This window comes from Streptomyces sp. CNB091, from assembly GCF_000377965.1.
Map to the genome: position 1 here is coordinate 47,254 of NZ_KB899007.1, position 22,370 is coordinate 69,623.

At 71.4% G+C, this 22,370-nt stretch carries 20 protein-coding genes; 19 read left to right on the forward strand and 1 reads right to left on the reverse strand.

What is annotated here, in order from left to right:
• Positions 1–7: 7 nt before the first annotated feature.
• From D581_RS0128305 to nusB, 13 genes are all read left to right on the forward strand, one after another.
• Entirely contained in the window at positions 8–469 is a 462-nt protein-coding gene (locus tag D581_RS0128305; protein ID WP_007457957.1) for a DUF948 domain-containing protein, read from the forward strand.
• Positions 470–476: 7 nt separating this feature from the next.
• Entirely contained in the window at positions 477–824 is a 348-nt protein-coding gene (locus D581_RS0128310) for a DUF6167 family protein (RefSeq protein WP_018960520.1), read from the forward strand.
• Positions 824–3,493, forward strand: a complete 2,670-nt coding sequence (gene alaS / locus D581_RS0128315) for an alanine--tRNA ligase (protein WP_018960521.1) — start codon at positions 824–826, stop codon at positions 3,491–3,493. The genes D581_RS0128310 and alaS overlap by 1 nt, the downstream gene beginning before the upstream one ends.
• Positions 3,494–3,501: 8 nt before the next feature.
• Entirely contained in the window at positions 3,502–3,975 is a 474-nt protein-coding gene (ruvX, locus tag D581_RS0128320; protein WP_018960522.1) for a Holliday junction resolvase RuvX, read from the forward strand.
• A 100-nt stretch (positions 3,976–4,075) separates the two neighbouring features.
• Entirely contained in the window at positions 4,076–5,851 is a 1,776-nt protein-coding gene (gene mltG / locus D581_RS0128325) for an endolytic transglycosylase MltG (protein ID WP_018960523.1), read from the forward strand.
• On the forward strand, positions 5,838–6,689 hold the full coding sequence (locus D581_RS0128330) for a shikimate dehydrogenase (protein ID WP_018960524.1): 852 nt from the start codon (positions 5,838–5,840) through the stop codon (positions 6,687–6,689). The genes mltG and D581_RS0128330 overlap by 14 nt, the downstream gene beginning before the upstream one ends.
• 145 nt (positions 6,690–6,834) lie before the next feature.
• On the forward strand, positions 6,835–8,019 hold the full coding sequence (gene aroC / locus D581_RS0128335; protein WP_026290989.1) for a chorismate synthase: 1,185 nt from the start codon (positions 6,835–6,837) through the stop codon (positions 8,017–8,019).
• Positions 8,016–9,653, forward strand: coding sequence for a 3-dehydroquinate synthase (gene aroB / locus D581_RS0128340; protein ID WP_018960526.1), 1,638 nt, complete (start codon positions 8,016–8,018; stop codon positions 9,651–9,653). Before aroC ends, aroB begins: the two co-directional genes overlap by 4 nt.
• Positions 9,650–10,090 carry a type II 3-dehydroquinate dehydratase gene (locus D581_RS0128345; RefSeq protein ID WP_018960527.1) on the forward strand — a complete coding sequence of 147 codons (441 nt, stop codon included), beginning with the start codon at positions 9,650–9,652 and terminating at the stop codon, positions 10,088–10,090. The genes aroB and D581_RS0128345 overlap by 4 nt, the downstream gene beginning before the upstream one ends.
• Before the next feature lie 150 nt (positions 10,091–10,240).
• Positions 10,241–11,131 carry a Pro-rich N-terminal domain-containing protein gene (locus tag D581_RS0128350; protein ID WP_018960528.1) on the forward strand — a complete coding sequence of 297 codons (891 nt, stop codon included), beginning with the start codon at positions 10,241–10,243 and terminating at the stop codon, positions 11,129–11,131.
• Positions 11,132–11,256: 125 nt separating this feature from the next.
• On the forward strand, positions 11,257–12,363 hold the full coding sequence (locus D581_RS0128355; RefSeq protein WP_032753213.1) for a M24 family metallopeptidase: 1,107 nt from the start codon (positions 11,257–11,259) through the stop codon (positions 12,361–12,363).
• 50 nt (positions 12,364–12,413) lie between these two features.
• A complete protein-coding gene (gene efp, locus D581_RS0128360; RefSeq protein WP_018960530.1) occupies positions 12,414–12,980 on the forward strand; it encodes an elongation factor P in 567 nt (188 codons plus the stop codon).
• A gap of 2 nt (positions 12,981–12,982) precedes the next feature.
• Positions 12,983–13,414, forward strand: coding sequence for a transcription antitermination factor NusB (gene nusB, locus D581_RS0128365; protein WP_018960531.1), 432 nt, complete (start codon positions 12,983–12,985; stop codon positions 13,412–13,414).
• Between the two features lie 206 nt (positions 13,415–13,620).
• On the opposite strand, the gene bldD is transcribed toward nusB, so the two are convergent.
• A complete protein-coding gene (gene bldD / locus D581_RS0128370; RefSeq protein ID WP_003970358.1) occupies positions 13,621–14,121 on the reverse strand; it encodes a transcriptional regulator BldD in 501 nt (166 codons plus the stop codon).
• Between the two features lie 222 nt (positions 14,122–14,343).
• On the opposite strand from bldD, the gene pyrR reads away from it, so the two are divergent.
• The 6 genes from pyrR (at position 14,344) to carB (ending at position 22,340) form a co-directional block, all read left to right on the forward strand.
• On the forward strand, positions 14,344–14,928 hold the full coding sequence (pyrR, locus tag D581_RS0128375; RefSeq protein WP_018960532.1) for a bifunctional pyr operon transcriptional regulator/uracil phosphoribosyltransferase PyrR: 585 nt from the start codon (positions 14,344–14,346) through the stop codon (positions 14,926–14,928).
• A 94-nt stretch (positions 14,929–15,022) separates the two neighbouring features.
• Complete coding sequence (locus D581_RS0128380; protein ID WP_018960533.1) at positions 15,023–16,009, forward strand: aspartate carbamoyltransferase catalytic subunit; 987 nt, start codon at positions 15,023–15,025, stop codon at positions 16,007–16,009.
• A gap of 2 nt (positions 16,010–16,011) precedes the next feature.
• On the forward strand, positions 16,012–17,298 hold the full coding sequence (locus tag D581_RS0128385; RefSeq protein ID WP_018960534.1) for a dihydroorotase: 1,287 nt from the start codon (positions 16,012–16,014) through the stop codon (positions 17,296–17,298).
• Positions 17,295–17,903: a PH-like domain-containing protein gene (locus D581_RS0128390; protein WP_018960535.1), complete on the forward strand. Its 609-nt coding sequence runs from the start codon at positions 17,295–17,297 to the stop codon at positions 17,901–17,903. Before D581_RS0128385 ends, D581_RS0128390 begins: the two co-directional genes overlap by 4 nt.
• Complete coding sequence (gene carA / locus D581_RS0128395; protein WP_018960536.1) at positions 17,900–19,039, forward strand: glutamine-hydrolyzing carbamoyl-phosphate synthase small subunit; 1,140 nt, start codon at positions 17,900–17,902, stop codon at positions 19,037–19,039. Before D581_RS0128390 ends, carA begins: the two co-directional genes overlap by 4 nt.
• Positions 19,032–22,340, forward strand: coding sequence for a carbamoyl-phosphate synthase large subunit (carB, locus tag D581_RS0128400; protein WP_018960537.1), 3,309 nt, complete (start codon positions 19,032–19,034; stop codon positions 22,338–22,340). The genes carA and carB overlap by 8 nt, the downstream gene beginning before the upstream one ends.
• Positions 22,341–22,370 lie beyond the last annotated feature (30 nt).

The following is a 22,370-nucleotide window of genomic DNA, read 5'->3' on the forward strand; positions in this document are numbered from 1 at the left end:
TGGAGAGGTGGCCGGGATCCTCGTGGCCGTCTTCTGGGCGATCCTGGTCTCGTTCCTCGCCGTGGTGCTGGTGAGGCTCGCCCAGACGCTCAGGGCGACCACCAAGCTCGTGGCGGACGTGACCGACCAGGCCGTTCCGCTGCTGGCCGACGCCTCGGCGACGGTGCGCTCCGCGCAGACCCAGCTGGACAAGGTCGACGCCATCGCGAGCGACGTCCAGGAGGTCACCTCCAACGCCTCCGCGCTCTCCACGACCGTCGCCTCCACCTTCGGCGGTCCCCTCGTCAAGGTCGCCGCGTTCGGCTACGGCGTACGGCAGGCCCTCGGCCGCCGCACCGCACCCGAGCCCGAACCGGAACCGGCGCGGGGCCGCGGCTCCGCCCGCCGCACGGTGATCGTCGGCCGGACCGTACCCTCGGCGCGCGGACGCAGGCGCGAACGCCGAAACGCCCGCGGACAGAAGGACTGATCGAGCGATGTTCCGCCGCACGTTCTGGTTCACCGCCGGCGCAGCCGCCGGTGTGTGGGCCACCACCAAGGTCAACCGCAAGCTCAAGCAGCTGACGCCCGAGAGCCTCGCGGCGCAGGCCGCGGACAAGGCGATCGAGACCGGTCACAAGCTCAAGGACTTCGCCCTCGACGTACGCGACGGCATGGTCCGGCGCGAAGCCGAACTGGGCGGCGCCCTGGGCCTTCAAGCACCGGTCGACCCCGACCTTCCCGTACAGCGGCACTTCGCCGTCGAAGCGGCCGAACCGCCCGCGAACGCGAACACGTACCGCACGCTCCCCTACAACTCGAACAACCGGAATGAGGACCACTGATGGAGTCGGCTGAAATTCGCCGCCGCTGGCTGAGCTTCTTCGAGGAGCGCGGTCACACCGCCGTGCCTTCGGCGTCGCTCATCGCGGACGACCCGACTCTGCTGCTGGTCCCCGCGGGCATGGTCCCCTTCAAGCCGTACTTCCTCGGCGAGGTCAAGCCGCCCGCCCCGCGCGTCACCAGCGTGCAGAAGTGCGTCCGTACGCCGGACATCGAAGAGGTCGGCAAGACCACCCGGCACGGCACCTTCTTCCAGATGTGCGGCAACTTCTCCTTCGGGGACTACTTCAAGGAAGGCGCCATCCAGCTCGCCTGGGAGGCGCTGACCAACTCCGTCGAGGACGGCGGCTACGGCCTCGACCCCGAGAAGCTCTGGATCACGGTCTACCTCGACGACGACGAGGCCGAGCAGATCTGGCGCGACAAGATCGGCGTTCCCGCCGAGCGCATCCAGCGCCTGGGCAAGAAGGACAACTTCTGGTCCATGGGCGTCCCCGGCCCCTGCGGCCCGTGCTCGGAGATCAACTACGACCGCGGCCCCGAGTTCGGCGTCGAGGGCGGCCCGGCCGTCAACGACGAGCGGTACGTGGAGATCTGGAACCTGGTCTTCATGCAGTACGAGCGCGGCGCCGGCGACGGCAAGGAGGACTTCCCGATCCTCGGGGACCTGCCGTCGAAGAACATCGACACCGGTCTCGGCCTCGAACGCCTCGCCATGATCCTCCAGGGCGTACAGAACATGTACGAGACCGACACCCTGCGCGTCGTCATGGACAAGGCCACCGAGCTGACCGGCGTGCGCTACGGCGCCGAGCAGGGAACCGACGTCTCGCTCCGCGTCGTCGCCGACCACATCCGTACGTCGGTGATGCTCATCGGCGACGGCGTCACCCCCGGCAACGAGGGCCGCGGCTATGTGCTGCGCCGCATCATGCGCCGCGCCATCCGCAACATGCGTCTCATGGGCGCCACCGGCTCCGTGGTGAAGGACCTGGTCGACGTCGTGATCGACACGATGGGCCTCCAGTACCCGGAGCTGATCACCGACCGCAGGCGCATCGAGACGGTCGCGCTCGCCGAGGAAGCCGCCTTCCTCAAGGCCCTCAAGGGCGGCACCAACATCCTGGAGACCGCCGTCACCGAGACCAAGGCCGCCGGCGGCCAGGTCCTCGCCGGCGACAAGGCGTTCCTGCTCCACGACACCTGGGGCTTCCCGATCGACCTCACCCTGGAGATGGCCGCCGAGCAGGGGCTCTCCGTGGACGAGGACGGCTTCCGCCGCCTCATGCAGGAGCAGCGCGACAAGGCCAAGGCCGACGCCCGCGCCAAGAAGACCGGTCACGCCGACCTCTCCGCCTACCGCGAGGTCGCCGACACCTCCGGCGCCACCGAGTTCACCGGCTACACCGCCACCGCCGGCGAGTCCACCATCGTCGGCCTGCTGGTCGACGGCGTGCCCTCGCCCGCCGCCACCGAGGGCGACGAGGTCGAGGTCGTCCTCGACCGCACCCCCTTCTACGCCGAGGGCGGCGGCCAGCTCGCCGACACCGGCCGCATCCGGCTCGACACCGGCGCCGTGATCGAGATCCGCGACGTCCAGAAGCCGGTCCCCGGCGTCCACGTGCACAAGGGCGTCGTCCAGGTCGGCGAGGTGACGGTCGGGGCTCCTGTCTTCGCCTCCATCGACAGCACCCGCCGCCGCGCCATCGCCCGCGCCCACAGCGCCACGCACCTCACGCACCAGGCACTGCGCGACGCGCTCGGCCCGACGGCCGCCCAGGCCGGCTCGGAGAACTCGCCCGGCCGCTTCCGCTTCGACTTCGGTTCGCCCGCCGCCGTCCCCGGCACGGTCCTCACCGACGTCGAGCAGCGGATCAACGAGGTCCTCTCGCGGGAGCTCGACGTCCAGGCCGAGGTCATGTCCATCGACGAGGCCAAGAAGCAGGGCGCCATCGCCGAGTTCGGCGAGAAGTACGGCGAGCGGGTCCGCGTCGTCACCATCGGCGACTTCTCCAAGGAGCTGTGCGGCGGCACCCACGTCCACAACACCGCCCAGCTGGGTCTGGTGAAGCTGCTCGGCGAGTCCTCCATCGGCTCCGGCGTGCGCCGTATCGAGGCTCTGGTCGGCGTGGACGCGTACAACTTCCTCGCCAGGGAGCACACGGTCGTCGCCCAGCTCCAGGAGCTGGTCAAGGGCCGACCCGAGGAGCTCCCCGAGAAGATCGCGGGCATGCTCGGCAAGCTCAAGGACGCCGAGAAGGAGATCGAGAAGTTCCGCGCGGAGAAGGTCCTCGCGGCCGCCGCCGGACTCGTCGAGTCCGCCAAGGACGTCCGGGGCACCGCCCTGGTCACCGGCCAGGTCCCCGACGGCACCTCCGCCGACGACCTGCGCAAGCTGGTCCTGGACGTGCGCGGGCGCATCCAGGGCGGCCGGCCGGCCGTCGTGGCCCTGTTCACCACGGCCAACGGCCGCCCGCTCACCGTCATCGCCACCAACGAGGCCGCCCGCGAGCGCGGTCTCAAGGCCGGTGACCTGGTGCGCGCCGCCGCCAAGACCCTCGGTGGCGGTGGCGGCGGCAAGCCGGACGTCGCCCAGGGCGGCGGCACGAACCCGGCCGCCATCGGCGACGCCGTGGCCGCCGTCGAACGCCTCGTCACCGAGACCGCGTGACGAGCGGGATGACGCCGATGCGCCGGGGCCGACGGCTCGCCGTCGATGTCGGGGACGCCCGGATCGGGGTCGCCTCGTGCGACCCCGACGGGATCCTGGCCACGCCGGTGGAGACCGTGCCGGGACGCGACGTCCCGGCCGCCCACCGGCGGCTCCGCCAACTCGTCGAGGAGTACGAGCCGGTCGAGGTCATCCTCGGCCTGCCGCGCTCCCTCGGCGGCGGCGAGGGCCCGGCGGCGGTCAAGGTCCGGGAGTTCGCCCAGGTGTTCGCCCGCTCGATCGCACCCGTTCCGGTGAGGCTGGTGGACGAGAGGATGACCACAGTGACGGCCGCTCAGGGGATGCGCGCCTCGGGCGTGAAGTCCAAGAAGGGCCGGTCTGTCATCGACCAGGCTGCCGCTGTGGTGATCCTTCAGAACGCTCTGGAGTCCGAACGGGCGTCAGGCAACCCCCCCGGCGAGGGCGTCGAAGTGGTTGTCTGATCGCGATACGGTAACGTTCCGCGCGATGCGGCGGTGTTCGAACAAACACCGCACAGCGAAGCGAAGAGACGGAACGTCGTCTCGCGGCTCTAGGGGATCGATGACTGAGTATGGCCGGGGCCCCGGCTCCGAACCGTGGCATCCCGAGGACCCCTTGTACGGGGACCAGGGATGGGGAGGCCAGCAGGCCGCCCACGGCCAGGGCCAGTACGGCGACCAGCAGCAGTCCTTTCCGCAGGACCCGTACGCCCAGCAGCAGTCCTATCCGCAGGACCCGTACGCCCAGAACCACCAGCAGTACCCGCAGCAGCAGAACCAGCAACAGCAGCAGTACGACCAGCAGAACCAGCAGCCGTACGCCCAGCAGAACCAGCAGCAGCAGTACGGCACGCCTCAGCAGGACCCGTACGCCCAGCAGCCGGGTGCCCAGCCGCAGTACAACGGCGGCTGGGACACCGGGCAGCAGGCCGCCATGCCGTACGGGGCCGAGCCCCAGGACCCGTACGCCCAGCAGCCCGGCGGCTACGACGCGGCGCAGGACTACTACGGCACCCCTGAGGCCTACCCTCCGCCGCAGCCCCCGGGCCGCCGCGACGCCGCAGCCGAGCGGCAGCAACAACAGCAGTCGCCGGCGGACTGGGACCCGGACGCGCCGCAGGAAGAGACGCACCCCTTCTTCACCGGTGCGGACGAACCGGCCGGCCGCGAGCCGCGAGACGACGACGATGACCCGGACGACGACGGTTCGCGCGCCTCGCGCCGCGACCGCGGCGGCAGCGACCGGCGGGGCGGCAAGGGCAAGAAGAAGAGCCGCAGCGGCGTCGCCTGTCTGGTGGTCGCCGTCGTCCTGGTCGGCGGCCTCGGCGGCGTCAGCTACGTCGGCTACACCTTCTGGCAGAAGCAGTTCGGAGCCCCGGCCGACTACGCGGGGACGGGCACGGGCGAGGTCGAGGTCGAGATCCCCGAAAAGTCGCTCGGCTACGACATCGCCAACATCCTGCGCAAGAAGGGCGTCATCAAGTCCTCCGACGCCTTCGTCGCGGCGCAGAACGACAACCCCAAGGGCAAGCTGCTCCAGGCCGGCGTCTACCTCCTCAAGAAGGAGATGTCCGCCGCCAGCGCGATCGAGCTGATGCTCGACCCCAAGAGCCAGAACGCCTTCGTGATCCCCGAGGGCACCCGTAACGTCAAGGTCTACGAGAAGATCGACGAGCGGCTGGAGCTGGAGAAGGGCACCACGGCGAAGATCGCCAAGACCAAGGCGGAGTCGCTGGGGCTGCCCGACTGGGTGGTCGACGACCCGGAGGTGAAGGACCCGCTGGAGGGCTTCCTGTACCCGGCCGCCTATCCGGTCGCCAAGGGGTCGAAGCCCGAGGACGCGCTGAAGCGGATGGTCGCGCGGGCCAACAAGGAGTACGGCAAGCACGACCTCGAAGCCGCCGCCAAGAAGTACGACCTCGACGGGCCGTGGCAGGTGATCACGGTGGCGAGTCTGGTCCAGGTGGAGGGCAAGACGCTCGACGACTTCCGCAAGATGTCCGAGGTCATCTACAACCGCCTCAAGCCGTCCAACACGGAGACGAACCAGCTGATCCAGTTCGACTCGGCGCTGAACTACCTCAAGAACCAGAGCAACATCAAGATCAGCGAGGCGGAGACCCGCGAGAACAAGGACCCGTACAACACGTACACGCAGCCGGGCCTCACTCCGGGACCCATCAGCAACCCCGGGGCCGACGCCCTCGACGCCGCTCTGAACCCCACCACGGACGGCTGGCTCTACTTCGTCGCGACCGACGGTCGGCACAAGACCGAGTTCGCCAAGACCTACGACGAGCACCTCAGGCTGAAGAAGAAGTTCGATGCCCTCGACTGATGCGACGCCCTCGACGGAGAAGCGCCGGGCGGCCGTCCTCGGCTCGCCCATCGCCCACTCCCTCTCCCCGGTCCTGCACCGCGCCGCGTACGTCGAACTCGGCCTCGACCACTGGTCCTACGACCGGTTCGAGGTCGACGAGGCGGCGTTGCCGGGCTTCGTCGCGGGACTGGACGCCTCCTGGGCCGGGCTGTCGCTGACCATGCCGCTCAAGCGGGCGATCATCCCGCTCCTCGACGAGATCAGCGCGACGGCCGCCTCCGTGGAGGCCGTCAACACGGTCGTGTTCACCGACGACGGCCGCCGGGTCGGTGACAACACCGACATCCCCGGCATGATCGCCGCCCTGCGGGAACGCGGGATCGACAAGGTCGACTCCGCCGCCGTCCTCGGCGCCGGAGCCACCGCCTCCTCCGCACTCGCCGCGCTCGCCGCCGTCTGCGCCGGACCCGTGACGGCATACGTGCGCGGCCCCGAGCGCGCGGCCGAGATGCGGGCCTGGGGGGAACGGCTCGGCGTCGACGTCGTGATCGCCGACTGGGCGGACGCGGCAGCGGCGTTGACCGTGCCGCTCGTCATCGCCACCACCCCGGCGGGCGCCACCGACGCCCTGGCCGGATCCGTGCCGACTGCCCCGGGCATCCTTTTCGACGTGCTGTACGAGCCGTGGCCCACCGCGCTCGCCGCCGCCTGGTCGGCGCACGGCGGGGCCGTCGTCGGCGGACTCGACCTCCTCGTCCACCAGGCACTGCTCCAGGTCGAGCAGATGACCGGCCGGGCCCCGGCGCCGCTGGCCGCCATGCGGCAGGCCGGGGAAGCCGCGCTCGCGGCCCGCTGACGGGCCCGCGGGCCGGGGCCGTCCGTCCGTCTGCTGGACCGGCGGCCGGACCGTGCCCCCGGTCGTGGGAGGATCAAAGGCGGCGGGCCAGGGCCGCGCACCCGGTGGCGCCGTTGGATTTCAGGCGCGAGCATGAGGAGCACCGTTGAGCAGGTTGCGCTGGCTGACCGCGGGGGAGTCGCACGGCCCCGCACTGGTGGCGACGCTGGAGGGCCTTCCCGCCGGTGTCCCGATCACCACGGAGATGGTGGCGGAGGCGCTGGCCCGGCGACGGCTCGGTTACGGCCGCGGCGCGCGGATGAAGTTCGAGAAGGACGAGGTCACCTTCCTCGGCGGCGTCCGCCACGGCCTCACCATGGGCTCCCCGGTCGCCGTCATGGTCGGCAACACCGAGTGGCCCAAGTGGGAGCAGGTCATGTCGGCCGACCCGGTCGACCCCGAGGAGCTGGCGAAGCTCGCCCGCAACGCCCCGCTGACCCGCCCCCGCCCCGGCCACGCCGACCTCGCGGGGATGCAGAAGTACGGCTTCGACGAGGCCCGGCCGGTCCTGGAGCGCGCCAGTGCCCGGGAGACCGCCGCGCGCGTCGCCCTCGGTGCCGTCGCCCGCTCCTACCTCAAGGAGACCGCGGGCATCGAGATCGTCAGCCATGTCGTCGAGCTGGCCGCCGCCCAGGCCCCGTACGGGGTCGTGCCCGTCCCCGCCGACGTGGAGAAGCTGGACGCCGACCCGGTCCGCTGTCTGGACGCCGACGCGTCCAAGGCGATGGTGGCCGAGATCGACCAGGCCCACAAGGACGGCGACACCCTCGGCGGGGTCGTCGAGGTGCTGGCGTACGGCGTGCCCGTCGGGCTCGGCTCGCACGTGCACTGGGACCGGCGCCTGGACGCCCGGCTCGCCGCCGCGCTCATGGGCATCCAGGCCATCAAGGGCGTCGAGGTCGGCGACGGCTTCGAGCTGGCCCGGGTCCCCGGCTCGAAGGCGCACGACGAGATCGTCGCCACCGAGGACGGCATCAGGCGCACCTCCGGGCGGTCCGGCGGCACCGAGGGCGGGCTCACCACCGGCGAGCTGCTGCGCGTGCGCGCCGCGATGAAGCCCATCGCGACCGTGCCGCGCGCCCTGGCCACCGTGGACGTCGTCACCGGCGAGGCCACCAAGGCCCACCACCAGCGCTCCGACGTCTGCGCCGTCCCGGCCGCGGGCATCGTCGCGGAGGCCATGGTCGCCCTCGTCCTGGCCGACGCGGTCGCGGAGAAGTTCGGCGGCGACAGCGTCCCCGAGACCCACCGCAACGTCCAGTCGTACCTCGACCACCTCCAGATCCGATGAGCGGCCCCCTGGTCGTCCTCGTCGGCCCGATGGGCGTCGGCAAGTCCACCGTCGGCGAACTGCTCGCCGCCCGCCTCGGCACCACCTACCGGGACACCGATGCGGACGTCGTCACCGCGGCCGGCAAGCCGATCGCGGAGATCTTCTACGACGAGGGCGAGGAGCACTTCCGCGCCCTGGAGCGCCGGGCCGTCGAGGCGGCCGTCGCCGGACACACGGGCGTCCTCGCCCTCGGCGGCGGTGCCGTCCTGGACGCGACGACCAGGAAGCTGCTGGCCGGCCGTCCCGTCGCCTACCTCTCCATGGACGTGGACGAGGCCGTCCGCCGCGTCGGCCTCGGCGCCGCCCGCCCCCTGCTCGCGGTCAACCCGCGCCGGCAGTGGCGCGAGCTGATGGACGCCCGCCGCCCCCTCTACGAAGAGGTCGCCCGCACCGTCGTCGCCACCGACGAACACACCCCCGAAGAGGTCGCCCAGGCGATCATCGACGCACTGGAACTGCCGGAGGGCCAAGCCGCCCCCGGCGTGGAGAACACCGGCATGACGCAGCAGGGCCCCACCCGCATCCAGGTCGCAGGCTCCGCGGGCTCCGACCCGTACGAGGTCCTCGTCGGCCACCAGCTCCTGGGCGAGCTGCCCCAGCTGATCGGCGACCGCGCGCGACGCGTCGCCGTACTGCACCCGGAGGCGCTCACCGAGACCGGTGAGGCGGTCCGCCAGGACCTCGCCGACCAGGGGTACGAGGCCATCGCCATCCAACTGCCCAACGCGGAGGAGTCCAAGACCGTCGAGGTCGCCGCCTACTGCTGGAAGGCGCTCGGCCAGACCGGCTTCACCCGCACCGACGTCATCGTCGGCATCGGGGGCGGCGCCACCACGGACGTCGCCGGGTTCGTCGCGGCCACCTGGCTGCGCGGGGTGCGCTGGATCGCGGTCCCGACCACCGTGCTCGGCATGGTCGACGCGGCCGTCGGCGGCAAGACCGGCATCAACACCGCCGAGGGCAAGAACCTGGTGGGGGCCTTCCACCCGCCCGCCGGGGTCCTCTGCGACCTCGCCGCGCTGGACTCGCTGCCGGTCAACGACTACGTCTCCGGCATGGCCGAGATCATCAAGGCCGGGTTCATCGCCGACCCGGTCATCCTGGACCTGGTCGAGGCCGACCCCGAGGGCGCGCGCACCCCGGCCGGGCCGCACACCGCCGAGCTGATCGAGCGGTCCATCCGGGTCAAGGCCGAGGTCGTCTCCAGCGATCTCAAGGAGTCCGGACTCCGCGAGATCCTCAACTACGGCCACACCCTGGCCCACGCCATCGAGAAGAACGAGCGCTACAAGTGGCGCCACGGCGCGGCCGTCTCCATCGGCATGGTCTTCGCCGCCGAGCTGGGCCGGCTCGCCGGACGCCTCGACGACGCCACCGCCGACCGGCACCGCAGCGTCCTGGCGTCGGTGGGCCTGCCGCTCGCCTACCGCGGCGACCAGTGGCCCAAGCTGCTGGAGAACATGAAGGTCGACAAGAAGTCGCGCGGCGACCTGCTGCGCTTCATCGTCCTGGACGGCATCGGCAGGCCCACCGTCCTGGAGGGCCCCGACCCGGCCGTGCTGCTCGCCGCCTACGGGGAGGTCTCCGCGTGACCCGCAGGGTCTTCGTCCTGAACGGTCCCAACCTCGGCCGGCTCGGCTCGCGTGAGCCCGACGTCTACGGGGCCACCTCCTACGCCGGGCTCGTCGACGCCTGCACGACCCTCGGCAAGGAGCTCGGCTTCGACGTCGAGGTGCGGGAGACCAACGACGAGGGCCAGCTGATCCGCTGGCTCCACGAGGCGGCGGACGGATCGATTCCGGTCATTCTCAACCCGGGCGCCTTCACGCACTACTCGTACGGCATGCGGGACGCGGCCGCCCAGCGCACCGCCCCGCTGATCGAGGTGCACATCTCCAACCCGTACACCCGCGAGGAGTTCCGGCACACGTCCGTGGTCGCCGCGGTGGCCACGGGCACGGTGGCCGGGTTCGGCATCGGCTCCTACCGGCTCGCCCTGCGCGCCCTGGCCGAAGAGCTGACGGACTGACGGACCGACAGCATCGCGACGCCCGTCCGCACTCCGCACGGCCGACGGGCACTTCGCACCCTCCCGGGCCGTTCACCCCGAGACGGCCCGGGAAGGTACGGTGGCCGTCCCATCAGCGTCAGTTGCAGTTACGAGACGGAGTGGCACCGGATGCAGCACGCAGTGGGGGCCCCGCTGCCGCCGCCCCACGGCCCCGGCATCGGGCACGTCGGCCGGCCGTACCAGGCCCAGCACGCCGGCCACCCCGGCCCGCCCCCGATATCCCCGCCGCCCGGCCAGGCGCCCCCCGCTCCTGGCCAGGCCCCGGCCCAGGGCCGGCCCCAGCAGCCCGCCGCCCCCGGCCAGGCCCCGCAGCCGGGCTGGAGCGGCACCGGACCCACGCCGCCGCCCGCCGGGCAGGCCACCGGGCACACCGGGCACGTCCAACTGCCCCCGGGCGGTCCCGTTCCGCTGCCCGCCCCGCCCGCCGGGGCCGGCACCGGTGGTGCCACGCTCGCCGTCCTGCTCATCGGCCCCGCCGGCGCGGGCAAGACCACGGTCGCCAAGCTCTGGGCGGCCCGCCGCCGGGTGCCCACCGCCCACGTCTCCCTGGACGACGTCCGCGAATGGGTCCGCTCCGGCTTCGCCGACCCGCAGGCCGGCTGGAACGACCATTCGGAGGCCCAGTACCGGCTGGCCCGCCGCACCTGCGGCTTCGCCGCCCGTAACTTCCTCGCCAACGGCATCTCCTGCATCCTCGACGACGCCGTCTTCCCCGACCGCCCGGTCGTCGGCCTCGGAGGCTGGAAGCGCCACGTGGGCCCCGGCCTGCTGCCCGTGGTCCTGCTGCCCGGCCTGGAGATCGTCCTGGAGCGCAACGCCGCCCGCAGCGGCAACCGCAGGCTCTCCGACGAGGAGGTCGCCCGCATCCACGGCCGGATGGCCGGCTGGTACGGCTCCGGCCTCCCGATCATCGACAACTCCACGTACGACGTCGAGACCACCGCCCGGGTCCTGGACGACGTGCTGGCCCGCTCGATCGCGAGCCCGCCCGCCTGGTAGCCGTCGGCGGCCCGCCCGGCCGGGAGACTCCCGACGGCGGCCGCCGCGCGGCGCCCCCGGTGCCCGGGCCCCCGGTCGGGTGCGCTGGCCGGGCGGGGGGCCGCCCCCGCTCGTACGCTCGAACCATGTCAGAGGTGCACGCCGTCCGACGCGGGCTGCTCCGCGACCGGTGCGCCGCCGCGGGCTCCGCGGCCGCCCTGGTCTCCCGCCCCGCCAACGTCCGCTATCTCGCGGGTGGAGCGCCGCCCGGGGCCGTGCTGCTGCTCTGCCCCGGCGAGGACGTTCTGCTCTGCCCTCGCGCCCCGACCGGTGAACCCGCCCACGGGCGGCCCGACGAGGCGCTCCGGATCGACCTCCTGCCCGCCCCGGACGGGGACCCGGTGGTCGCCGCCGCGGGGCTCGCCGCCTCGGCGGGCGCCGATTCGCTCGCCGTCGAGGAGCACGATCTGACCGTGGCCCGGCACCGAGCCATGGGGAAGGCCGCCCCACGCCTGATCCTGGCCGATCTGGGCTTCACCGTGGAGCAGCAGCGGATCGTCAAGGACGAGGAGGAGATCGGCTGCCTCCGGATCGCCGCCGAGATCACCGACCAGGCCCTCGGCGAACTCCTCGAATCGATCCTCGTCGGCCGCACCGAGCGGCATCTCGCCCTGGAGCTGGAGCGCCGCCTGGTCGACCACGGGGCGGACGGCCCCGCCTTCGCCACCTCCGTGGCCACCGGCCCCAACTCCGGCCAGGGCCGCCACCGGCCCTCGGACCGCAGGGTGGAGGAGGGGGATTTCCTCTCCGTCCGCCTCGGCGCGAGCTACCACGGCTACCGCTGCGAGATCGGCCGGACCTTCGTCATCGGCACCGCCCCCGCCGAGTGGCAGATCGAGCTCTACGACCTTGTTTTCGCCGCTCAGCGGGCCGGCCGGGAAGCCCTGGCACCGGGGGCCGCGTATCGGGACGTGGACCGTGCGGCCCGTCATCCGCTGGAGTCGGCGGGGCACGGAGCGGGGCTTCAGCCGAGGACCGGGCACGGTGTGGGCCTGGAAATCGAGGAGGACCCGCAACTGGCACCGACAGCCATGGGTAAACTGGACGCTTGTGTGCCGGTCACCGTCGAACCGGGGGTCCACCTCCCGGGCCGGGGCGGTGTCCGGATCGATGACACGCTCGTCGTGCGCCCCGAGGCGGACGGCGGACCCGAGCTACTCACCATGACGACCAAGGAGCTGCTCGCGCTCTAGCGCGCATCCTCGGTCGTTCCACCAGCTTCAGTCCAGGAGATTCCGCAACCGTGGCTTCCACGAACGACCTCAAGAACGGCCTGGTGCTCAAGCTCGACGGAGGCCAGCTCTGGTCCGTCGTCGAGTTCCAGCACGTCAAGCCCGGCAAGGGCCCCGCCTTCGTGCGCACCAAGCTCAAGAACGTGCTCTCCGGCAAGGTCGTCGACAAGACGTTCAACGCCGGTGTGAAGGTCGAGACGGCCACCATTGACCGCCGCGACATGCAGTTCTCGTACATGGACGGCGAGTACTTCGTCTTCATGGACATGAGCACCTACGACCAGCTCATGGTCGAACGCAAGGCCGTCGGCGACGCCGCCAACTTCCTGATCGAGGGCTTCACCGCCTCCGTCGCCCAGCACGAGGGCGAGGTGCTCTACGTCGAGCTGCCCGCCGCCGTCGAGCTCACCGTCAAGCACACCGACCCGGGCGTGCAGGGCGACCGTTCCACCGGCGGCACCAAGCCCGCCACCCTGGAGACGGACTACGAGATCGGCGTGCCGCTCTTCATCAGCACCGGCGAGAAGATCAAGGTCGACACCCGCTCGGGCGACTACCTCGGCCGGGTGAACAGCTAACCGTGGCTGCCCGGAACAAGGCCCGCAAGCGCGCCTTCCAGATCCTCTTCGAGGCCGACCAGCGCGGTGAGTCCGTGCAGCGCGTCCTCGCGGACTGGGTTCGGCTCTCGCGGACCGACGACCGTCAGCCGCCGGTCGGTGAGTTCACGATGGAGCTCGTCGAGGGGTACGCGCAGTACGCGGACCGGATCGACGACCTCATCGTCACCTACGCCGTGGACTGGGAGATCGACCGAATGCCGGTCGTCGACCGGTCCATCCTGCGGCTCGGCGCGTACGAGCTGATCTGGATGGACGAGACCCCGGACGCCGTGGTGATCGACGAGGCCGTCCAGCTCGCCAAGGAGTTCTCCACCGATGACTCCCCGTCCTTCGTGAACGGCCTGCTGGCCCGTTTCAAGGACCTGAAGCCGAACCTCCGCCGGGAGCAGTAGCCCCGGCCGCGGCGGTTCGGTCGCACACACCACGAAGGGGCCCGCGGTCAGCCGACCGCGGGCCCCTTCGTCGTACCCGGGAACCGCGCGCCGGGTCGGATGGACCCGGGGCACGGGCCGGGAACAGAAACGCCGGGAGGGCGGGAGCCCGAAGGTCCCCGCCCACCCGGCGGCACGTTTCTGCTGTGGGGTCCTGCCCCGCTCGCTCAGCCCTCGTCGTGGGAGACCGCGCGGCGCGCGTCCGCGTCCAGCACGCCCCAGCTGATGAGCTGCTCCGTGAGCACGGAAGGCGACTGGTCGTAGATGACGGCGAGCGTGCGCAGGTCGTCCTGGCGGATCGAGAGCACCTTGCCGTTGTAGTCGCCGCGCTGGCTCTGGATGGTCGCCGCGTAGCGCTGCAGCGGACCGGCCTTCTCCGGCGGGACGTGGGCGAGGCGCTCCAGGTCCAGGACGAGCTTCGGCGGCGGCTCGGCGGCCCCGCCCGGCGTCGTACCGGGCAGCAGCTCCTGCACCGGGACCCCGTAGAAATCCGCCAGCTCGGCGAGGCGCTGTACGGTCACGGCACGGTCGCCGCGCTCGTACGAACCGACCACGACGGCCTTCCAGCGACCCTGGGACTTCTCCTCCACGCCGTGGAGGGAAAGGCCCTGCTGGGTGCGGATGGCACGGAGTTTGGCCCCGAGCTGTTTTGCGTATTCGCTGGACATATGGCTCCCCGGACGCTGGAACAGTGTGCGGCTCCGCCGCGTGGCTGGTAACTCACTGTGAGGTTACGCAGCGTTACTTGGATGCGTCAAGCCGAATGGTCCGGACCGGTACCTCCCGGGGGCGGGGCCAGGGCCGGGCGCAAGCCCTGGTAGCGTGGATGACGCAATTTCGACGTCCTTTAACGATCCGTCCCGTGAGGCGGAGAAGGAGGTCCGTTTCTTATGGACGCACAGCACGACGACACCGGCAACGCGGCACGCCCCGTTCTCGAGGCCCCCGACATCGCCCGTGTTCTGACCCGTATCGCCCACGAGATCGTCGAACGCGCCAAGGGCGCCGACGACGTGGTGCTGCTCGGCATCCCGACCCGAGGCGTCTTCCTCGCCCGTCGGCTGGCCGAGAAACTCCAGGAGATCACCGGCCGGAAGACGCCGGTCGGATCGCTCGACATCACCATGTACCGCGACGACCTGCGGATGCGCCCGGCGCGCGCCCTGGCCCGTACCGACATCCCCGGCGAGGGGATCGAGGGCAGCCTGGTCGTCCTGGTCGACGACGTGCTCTTCTCCGGTCGCACGATCCGCGCCGCCCTCGACGCGCTCGGCGACATCGGCCGCCCCCGCGCCGTGCAGCTCGCGGTCCTCGTCGACCGCGGCCACCGGGAGCTCCCGATCCGCGCGGACTACGTCGGCAAGAACCTCCCCACGTCGCTGCGGGAGACGGTCAAGGTCCAGCTCGCCGAGGAGGACGGCCGCGACGCCGTGCTGCTGGGCGTCAAGCAGGCCACCCCCGCGGACACGCAGTAGCCCGAGCCCGCCCGTACGGCCTTTCGGGGACGTACGGCCGCTCCCGCGTGCCCGCATGCCTGAAACTCCCTCCAGCAACCCGGAGAACCCCCAGATGAAGCGTCACCTCATCTCGGCCGCCGACCTCACCCGCGACGACGCCGTCCTGATCCTCGACACCGCCGAGGAGATGGCCCGGGTCGCGGACCGGCCGATCAAGAAGCTCCCCACCCTGCGCGGCCGTACCGTCGTCAACCTCTTCTTCGAGGACTCGACCCGGACCCGTATCTCCTTCGAGGCGGCCGCCAAGCGGCTGTCCGCCGACGTCATCAACTTCTCCGCCAAGGGCTCCTCCGTCTCCAAGGGCGAGTCCCTCAAGGACACCGCGCTGACCCTGGAGGCGATGGGCGCCGACGCCGTCGTCATCCGGCACGGAGCCTCCGGCGCCCCCTACCGGCTCGCCACCTCCGGCTGGATCGACGGGGCCGTGGTCAACGCCGGCGACGGCACCCACGAACACCCCACCCAGGCCCTGCTGGACGCCTTCACGATGCGCCGCCGGCTCGTCGGCGCCGACACCGGGCTCGGCCGCGACCTGGACGGCCGCCGCATCACGATCGTCGGCGACATCCTGCACAGCCGCGTCGCCCGCTCCAACGTCCACCTGCTCACCACGCTCGGCGCGCACGTCACCCTGGTGGCTCCGCCCACCCTGGTGCCTGTCGGCGTCGAGAAGTGGCCCTGCGACGTCAGCTACAGCCTCGACGACGTGCTGGCGAAGTCCGATGCGGTGATGATGCTGCGTGTGCAGCGTGAACGGATGAACGCCGCGTACTTCCCGACCGAGCGCGAGTACTCCCGCCGCTACGGCCTGGACGGCGAGCGCATGGCGAAGATGCCCGGACACGCCATCGTCATGCACCCCGGCCCGATGGTCCGCGGCATGGAGATCACCGCCGAGGTCGCCGACTCCGACCGCTGCACGGTCGTCGAGCAGGTCGCCAACGGCGTCTCCATCCGCATGGCCGTGCTCTACCTGCTGCTCGGCGGCTCCGACACCGCACTGTCCGCCGCCCCCGCCCGTACCGAGGAGAACAAGTAACCATGAGCAAGATCCTTATCCGCGGTGCGCGGATCCTCGGCGGCGAGCCCCGGGACGTCCTGATCGACGGCGAGACCGTCACCGAGGTCGGCACCGGCCTCGACGCCGCCGGCGCCACCGTCATCGAGGCCGAGGGGCAGATCCTGCTGCCCGGCCTGGTCGACCTGCACACCCATCTGCGCGAGCCCGGCCGCGAGGACTCCGAGACCGTCCTCACCGGCACCAAGGCCGCGGCCGTCGGCGGCTTCACCGCCGTGCACGCCATGGCCAACACCTTCCCCGTCGCCGACACCGCCGGCGTCGTCGAGCAGGTCTGGCGCCTCGGCAAGGAGTCCGGCTACTGCGACGTGCAGCCCGTGGGCGCCGTCACCGTCGGCCTGGAGGGCAAGCAGCTCGCCGAGCTCGGCGCGATGCACGACTCCGCCGCCGGGGTGAAGGTCTTCTCCGACGACGGCAAGTGCGTCGACGACGCGGTGATCATGCGCCGCGCCCTGGAGTACGTGAAGGCCTTCGACGGCGTCGTCGCCCAGCACGCCCAGGAGCCCCGCCTCACCGAGGGCGCCCAGATGAACGAGGGCATCGTCTCCGCCGAACTCGGGCTCGGCGGCTGGCCCGCCGTCGCCGAGGAGTCGATCATCGCCCGCGACGTCCTCCTCGCCGCCCACGTCGGGTCCCGTGTCCACATCTGCCACCTCTCCACGGCCGGCTCCGTGGAGATCGTCCGCTGGGCCAAGTCCAAGGGCTGGAACGTCACCGCCGAGGTCACCCCGCACCACCTCCTCCTCACCGACGAGCTGGTCCGCACCTACAACCCGGTCTACAAGGTGAACCCGCCGCTGCGCACCGAGGCCGACGTCCTGGCCCTGCGCGAGGCGCTCGCCGACGGCACGATCGACTGCGTCGCCACGGACCACGCCCCGCACCCGCACGAGGACAAGGACTGCGAGTGGGCCGCGGCCGCCATGGGCATGGTGGGCCTGGAGACCGCGCTCCCGGTCGTCCAGCAGACGATGGTGGACACCGGCCTGATGGACTGGGCGGGCGTCGCGGACCGCATGTCCTTCCGCCCCGCGGCCATCGGCCGGCTCGAAGGACACGGCCGCCCCGTCTCGGCGGGTGAGCCCGCCAACCTCACTCTGGTCGATCCGGCATACCGTGGAGCCGTGGACCCCGCGGGCTTCGCGTCCCGCAGCCGCAACACCCCCTACGAGGGCCGTGAGCTGCCGGGCCGCGTCACCCACACCTTCCTGCGGGGCCGTGCCACGGTCGTCGACGGGAAGCTCGCGTGACAACTCTGACCCCCCTGTACCACCTGGCCGCCGAACAGAAGTCGGCGGAAGTGACGGACTGGGCCGCCCGCATCGCCTGGGTGATCGGCCTGTTCGTCTTCATCGCCCTCGTCTACTGGCTGATGCGCCAGGGCTGGAAGTGGCGCGCCAGCCTCCAGTCCGACCTGCCGCAGCTCCCCGCCACCCCCGAGGACTTCGCCGACGACCAGACGCTGCTGACGCTTCAGGGGCGCTACCACGCCTCCACCACCGCCGGGCAGTGGCTCGACCGGATCGTCGCGCACGGCCTCGGCACCCGCAGCCGCACCGAGCTCACGCTCACCACCCGCGGCCTCGACGTCGTACGCCCCGGGGCGGCCGGCTTCTTCATCCCGGCCGACGCCCTGCGCGAGGCCCGCCTCGACAAGGCGCTCGCGGGCAAGGTCCTCCCCGAGGGCGGCCTGCTGATCATCACCTGGGCGCACGGCGAGACTCTGATCGACTCCGGCTTCCGCTCCGACCACGCCGCCGAGCACCAGGCCTGGGTCGACGCCGTCAGCCGGCTCACCGGCGCACCGGCCGCCACGGAACTCACCAGCACCACTACGGAAGGCACCGCACGATGACGATCTCCACCCGGGGGGACCAGACCCCCGCCGTACTCGTCCTGGAGGACGGTCGCGCCTTCCGCGGCCGCGCCTACGGGGCCGTGGGGGAGACCTTCGGCGAAGCGGTGTTCTCCACCGGCATGACCGGCTACCAGGAAACGCTGACCGACCCCTCGTACCACCGCCAGGTCGTCGTCATGACGTCCCCGCACGTCGGCAACACCGGCGTGAACGACGAGGACCCCGAGTCCGCTCGCATCTGGGTCTCCGGCTACGTCGTCCGCGACCCCGCCCGCAAGCCCTCCAACTGGCGCTCCCAGCGCTCGCTGGAGGAGGAGCTTCAGGCGCAGGGCGTCGTCGGCATCAGCGGCGTCGACACCCGCGCCCTCACCCGCCACCTGCGCGAGCGCGGCGCGATGCGCGTCGGGATCTTCTCCGGCGAGGCGCTGGCCGACGAGGCCGCGCTGCTGGCCCGGGTCCAGCAGGCCCCCGAGATGGCGGGCGCCGACCTCTCCGCCGAGGTCGCCACCAAGGAGGCCTACGTCGTCCCCGCGATCGGCACGAAGAAGTTCACCGTCGCCGCGATCGACCTCGGCATCAAGGGCATGACCCCCCACCGGATGGCCGAACGCGGCATCGAGGTGCACGTGCTGCCCGCCACCGCCACCCTGGACGAGGTGTACGCCGTCAACCCCGACGGCGTCTTCTTCTCCAACGGCCCCGGCGACCCGTCCACCGCCGACCACCCGGTCGCCCTCATGCGCGGCGTACTGGAGCGCTCCACGCCGCTCTTCGGCATCTGCTTCGGCAACCAGATCCTCGGCCGCGCGCTCGGCTTCGGCACCTACAAGCTGAAGTACGGCCACCGCGGCATCAACCAGCCGGTGCAGGACCGCACCACCGGCAAGGTCGAGGTCACCGCGCACAACCACGGCTTCGCCGTCGACGCCCCGCTGGACCAGGTGTCCGACACGGAGTTCGGCCGCGCCGAGGTCTCCCACGTCTGCCTCAACGACCAGGTGGTCGAGGGCCTCCAGCTCCTGGACCGGCCCGCCTTCAGCGTCCAGTACCACCCCGAGGCGGCCGCGGGCCCGCACGACGCCGCTTACCTCTTCGACCGTTTCACCACCCTGATGGAGGGCCAGCGTGCCTAAGCGCTCCGATATCCAGTCCGTCCTGGTCATCGGCTCCGGTCCGATCGTCATCGGCCAGGCCGCCGAGTTCGACTACTCCGGCACCCAGGCCTGCCGCGTCCTCAAGGCCGAGGGCCTGCGCGTCATCCTGGTGAACTCCAACCCGGCCACGATCATGACCGACCCGGAGATCGCCGACGCCACCTACGTCGAGCCGATCACCCCCGAGTTCGTCGAGAAGATCATCGCCAAGGAGCGCCCCGACGCGCTCCTGCCCACCCTCGGCGGCCAGACCGCGCTGAACACCGCGATCTCCATGCACGAGAACGGCGTCCTGGAGAAGTACGGCGTCGAGCTCATCGGCGCCAACGTCGAGGCGATCAACAAGGGCGAGGACCGCGACCTCTTCAAGGGCGTCGTCGCGGCCGTCAAGGAGAAGATCGGATACGGCGAGTCCGCCCGCTCCGTCATCTGCCACACCATGGACGACGTCATCGCCGGCGTCGACACCCTCGGCGGCTACCCCGTCGTCGTCCGCCCCTCCTTCACCATGGGCGGCGCCGGCTCCGGCTTCGCCCACGACGAGGAGGAGCTGCGCCGCATCGCCGGACAGGGCCTCACGCTCTCCCCGACCACCGAGGTGCTCCTGGAGGAGTCCATCCTCGGCTGGAAGGAGTACGAGCTGGAGCTGATGCGCGACAGACACGACAACGTAGTAGTCGTCTGCTCCATCGAGAACTTCGACCCGATGGGTGTCCACACCGGCGACTCCATCACCGTCGCCCCCTCGATGACGCTCACCGACCGCGAGTACCAGCGGCTGCGCGACGTCGGCATCGCGATCATCCGCGAGGTCGGCGTCGACACCGGCGGCTGCAACATCCAGTTCGCCATCGACCCCGCCGACGGCCGGGTCATCGTCATCGAGATGAACCCGCGCGTCTCCCGCTCCTCGGCGCTCGCCTCCAAGGCCACCGGCTTCCCGATCGCCAAGATCGCCGCCAAGCTGGCCGTCGGCTACACCCTGGACGAGATCCCCAACGACATCACCGAGAAGACGCCGGCCTCCTTCGAGCCGACCCTCGACTACGTCGTCGTGAAGGCCCCGCGCTTCGCCTTCGAGAAGTTCCCCTCCGCCGACTCCACCCTCACCACCACCATGAAGTCGGTGGGCGAGGCCATGGCGATCGGCCGGAACTTCACCGAGGCGCTCCAGAAGGCCCTGCGCTCCCTGGAGAAGAAGGGCTCGCAGTTCGCCTTCACCGGCCCCATCGGCGACAAGTCCGAGCTGCTGGCCGAGGCGGTCCGCCCCACCGACGGCCGCATCAACACCGTCATGCAGGCGATCCGGGCCGGAGCCACCCAGGAGGAGGTCTTCGACGCCACGAAGATCGACCCCTGGTTCGTCGACCAGCTCTTCCTGATCAAGGAGATCGCCGACGAGCTGGCCTCCGCCGACCGCCTGGACGCCGACCTGATCGCCGAGGCCAAGCGGCACGGCTTCTCCGACGCTCAGATCGGCGAGATCCGCGGGCTGCGCGAGGACGTCGTCCGCGAGGTCCGGCACGCGCTCGGCATCCGCCCGGTCTACAAGACGGTCGACACCTGCGCCGCCGAGTTCGCCGCGAACACGCCGTACTTCTACTCCTCCTACGACGAGGAGAGCGAGGTCGCGAGCCGCACCAAGCCGGCCGTGATCATCCTCGGCTCGGGCCCCAACCGCATCGGCCAGGGCATCGAGTTCGACTACTCCTGTGTGCACGCCTCCTTCGCCCTGAGCGACGCGGGCTACGAGACCGTCATGGTCAACTGCAACCCGGAGACGGTCTCCACCGACTACGACACCTCCGACCGGCTCTACTTCGAGCCGCTCACCCTGGAGGACGTCCTGGAGATCGTGCACGCCGAATCGCTGGCGGGCCCGATCGCCGGTGTCATCGTGCAGCTCGGCGGCCAGACCCCGCTCGGCCTCGCGCAGGCCCTCAAGGACAACGGCGTGCCCGTCGTCGGCACCTCCCCGGAGGCCATCCACGCCGCCGAGGACCGCGGCGCCTTCGGCCGGGTCCTGGCCGAGGCCGGACTGCCCGCGCCCAAGCACGGCACCGCCACCACCTTCGGCGAGGCCAAGGCCATCGCCGACGAGATCGGCTACCCCGTCCTCGTACGCCCCTCCTACGTCCTCGGCGGGCGCGGCATGGAGATCGTGTACGACGAGACGCGCCTCGCCTCGTACATCTCCGAGTCCACCGAGATCAGCCCCACCCGGCCGGTCCTGGTCGACCGCTTCCTCGACGACGCCATCGAGATCGACGTGGACGCCCTCTACGACGGCACCGAGCTGTACCTCGGCGGCGTCATGGAGCACATCGAGGAAGCCGGCATCCACTCCGGCGACTCGGCCTGCGCCCTGCCCCCGATCACGCTCGGCGGCTTCGACATCAAGCGGCTGCGTGCCTCCACCGAGTCCATCGCCAAGGGCGTCGGCGTCCTCGGACTGATCAACATCCAGTTCGCGCTCTCCGGCGACATCCTCTACGTCCTGGAGGCCAACCCGCGCGCCTCCCGCACGGTCCCCTTCACCTCGAAGGCGACCGCTGTGCCGCTCGCCAAGGCCGCCGCCCGTATCTCGCTGGGCGCGACCATCGCCGAGCTGCGCGCGGAGGGCCTGCTGCCGAAGACCGGCGACGGCGGCACCCTGCCGCTGGACGCGCCGATCTCCGTCAAGGAGGCCGTGATGCCGTGGTCGCGCTTCCGCGACATCCACGGCCGGGGCGTCGACACGGTCCTCGGCCCGGAGATGCGCTCCACCGGCGAGGTCATGGGCATCGACTCGGTCTTCGGCACGGCGTACGCCAAGTCGCAGGCCGGCGCCTACGGCCCGCTGCCCACGAAGGGCCGCGCGTTCATCTCGGTCGCCAACCGCGACAAGCGCTCGATGATCTTCCCGGCCCGCGAGCTGGTCGCCCACGGCTTCGAGCTGATGGCCACCTCCGGCACGGCCGAGGTCCTCAAGCGCAACGGCATCAACGCCACCGTCGTGCGCAAGCAGTCCGAGGGCACCGGCCCGAACGGCGAGAAGACGATCGTCCAGCTCATCCACGCCGGCGAGGTCGACCTCATCGTCAACACGCCGTACGGCACCGGCGGCCGGCTCGACGGCTACGAGATCCGCACCGCGGCCGTCGCCCGCTCCGTACCCTGCCTGACCACGGTCCAGGCGCTCGCCGCCGCCGTCCAGGGCATCGACGCCCTCAACCACGGTGGCGTCGGGGTCCGTTCCCTCCAGGAACACGCGGAACACTTGATCGCGGCGCGCGACTAGCCGCCGGGAGAGGGGGACACCGTCAAACGG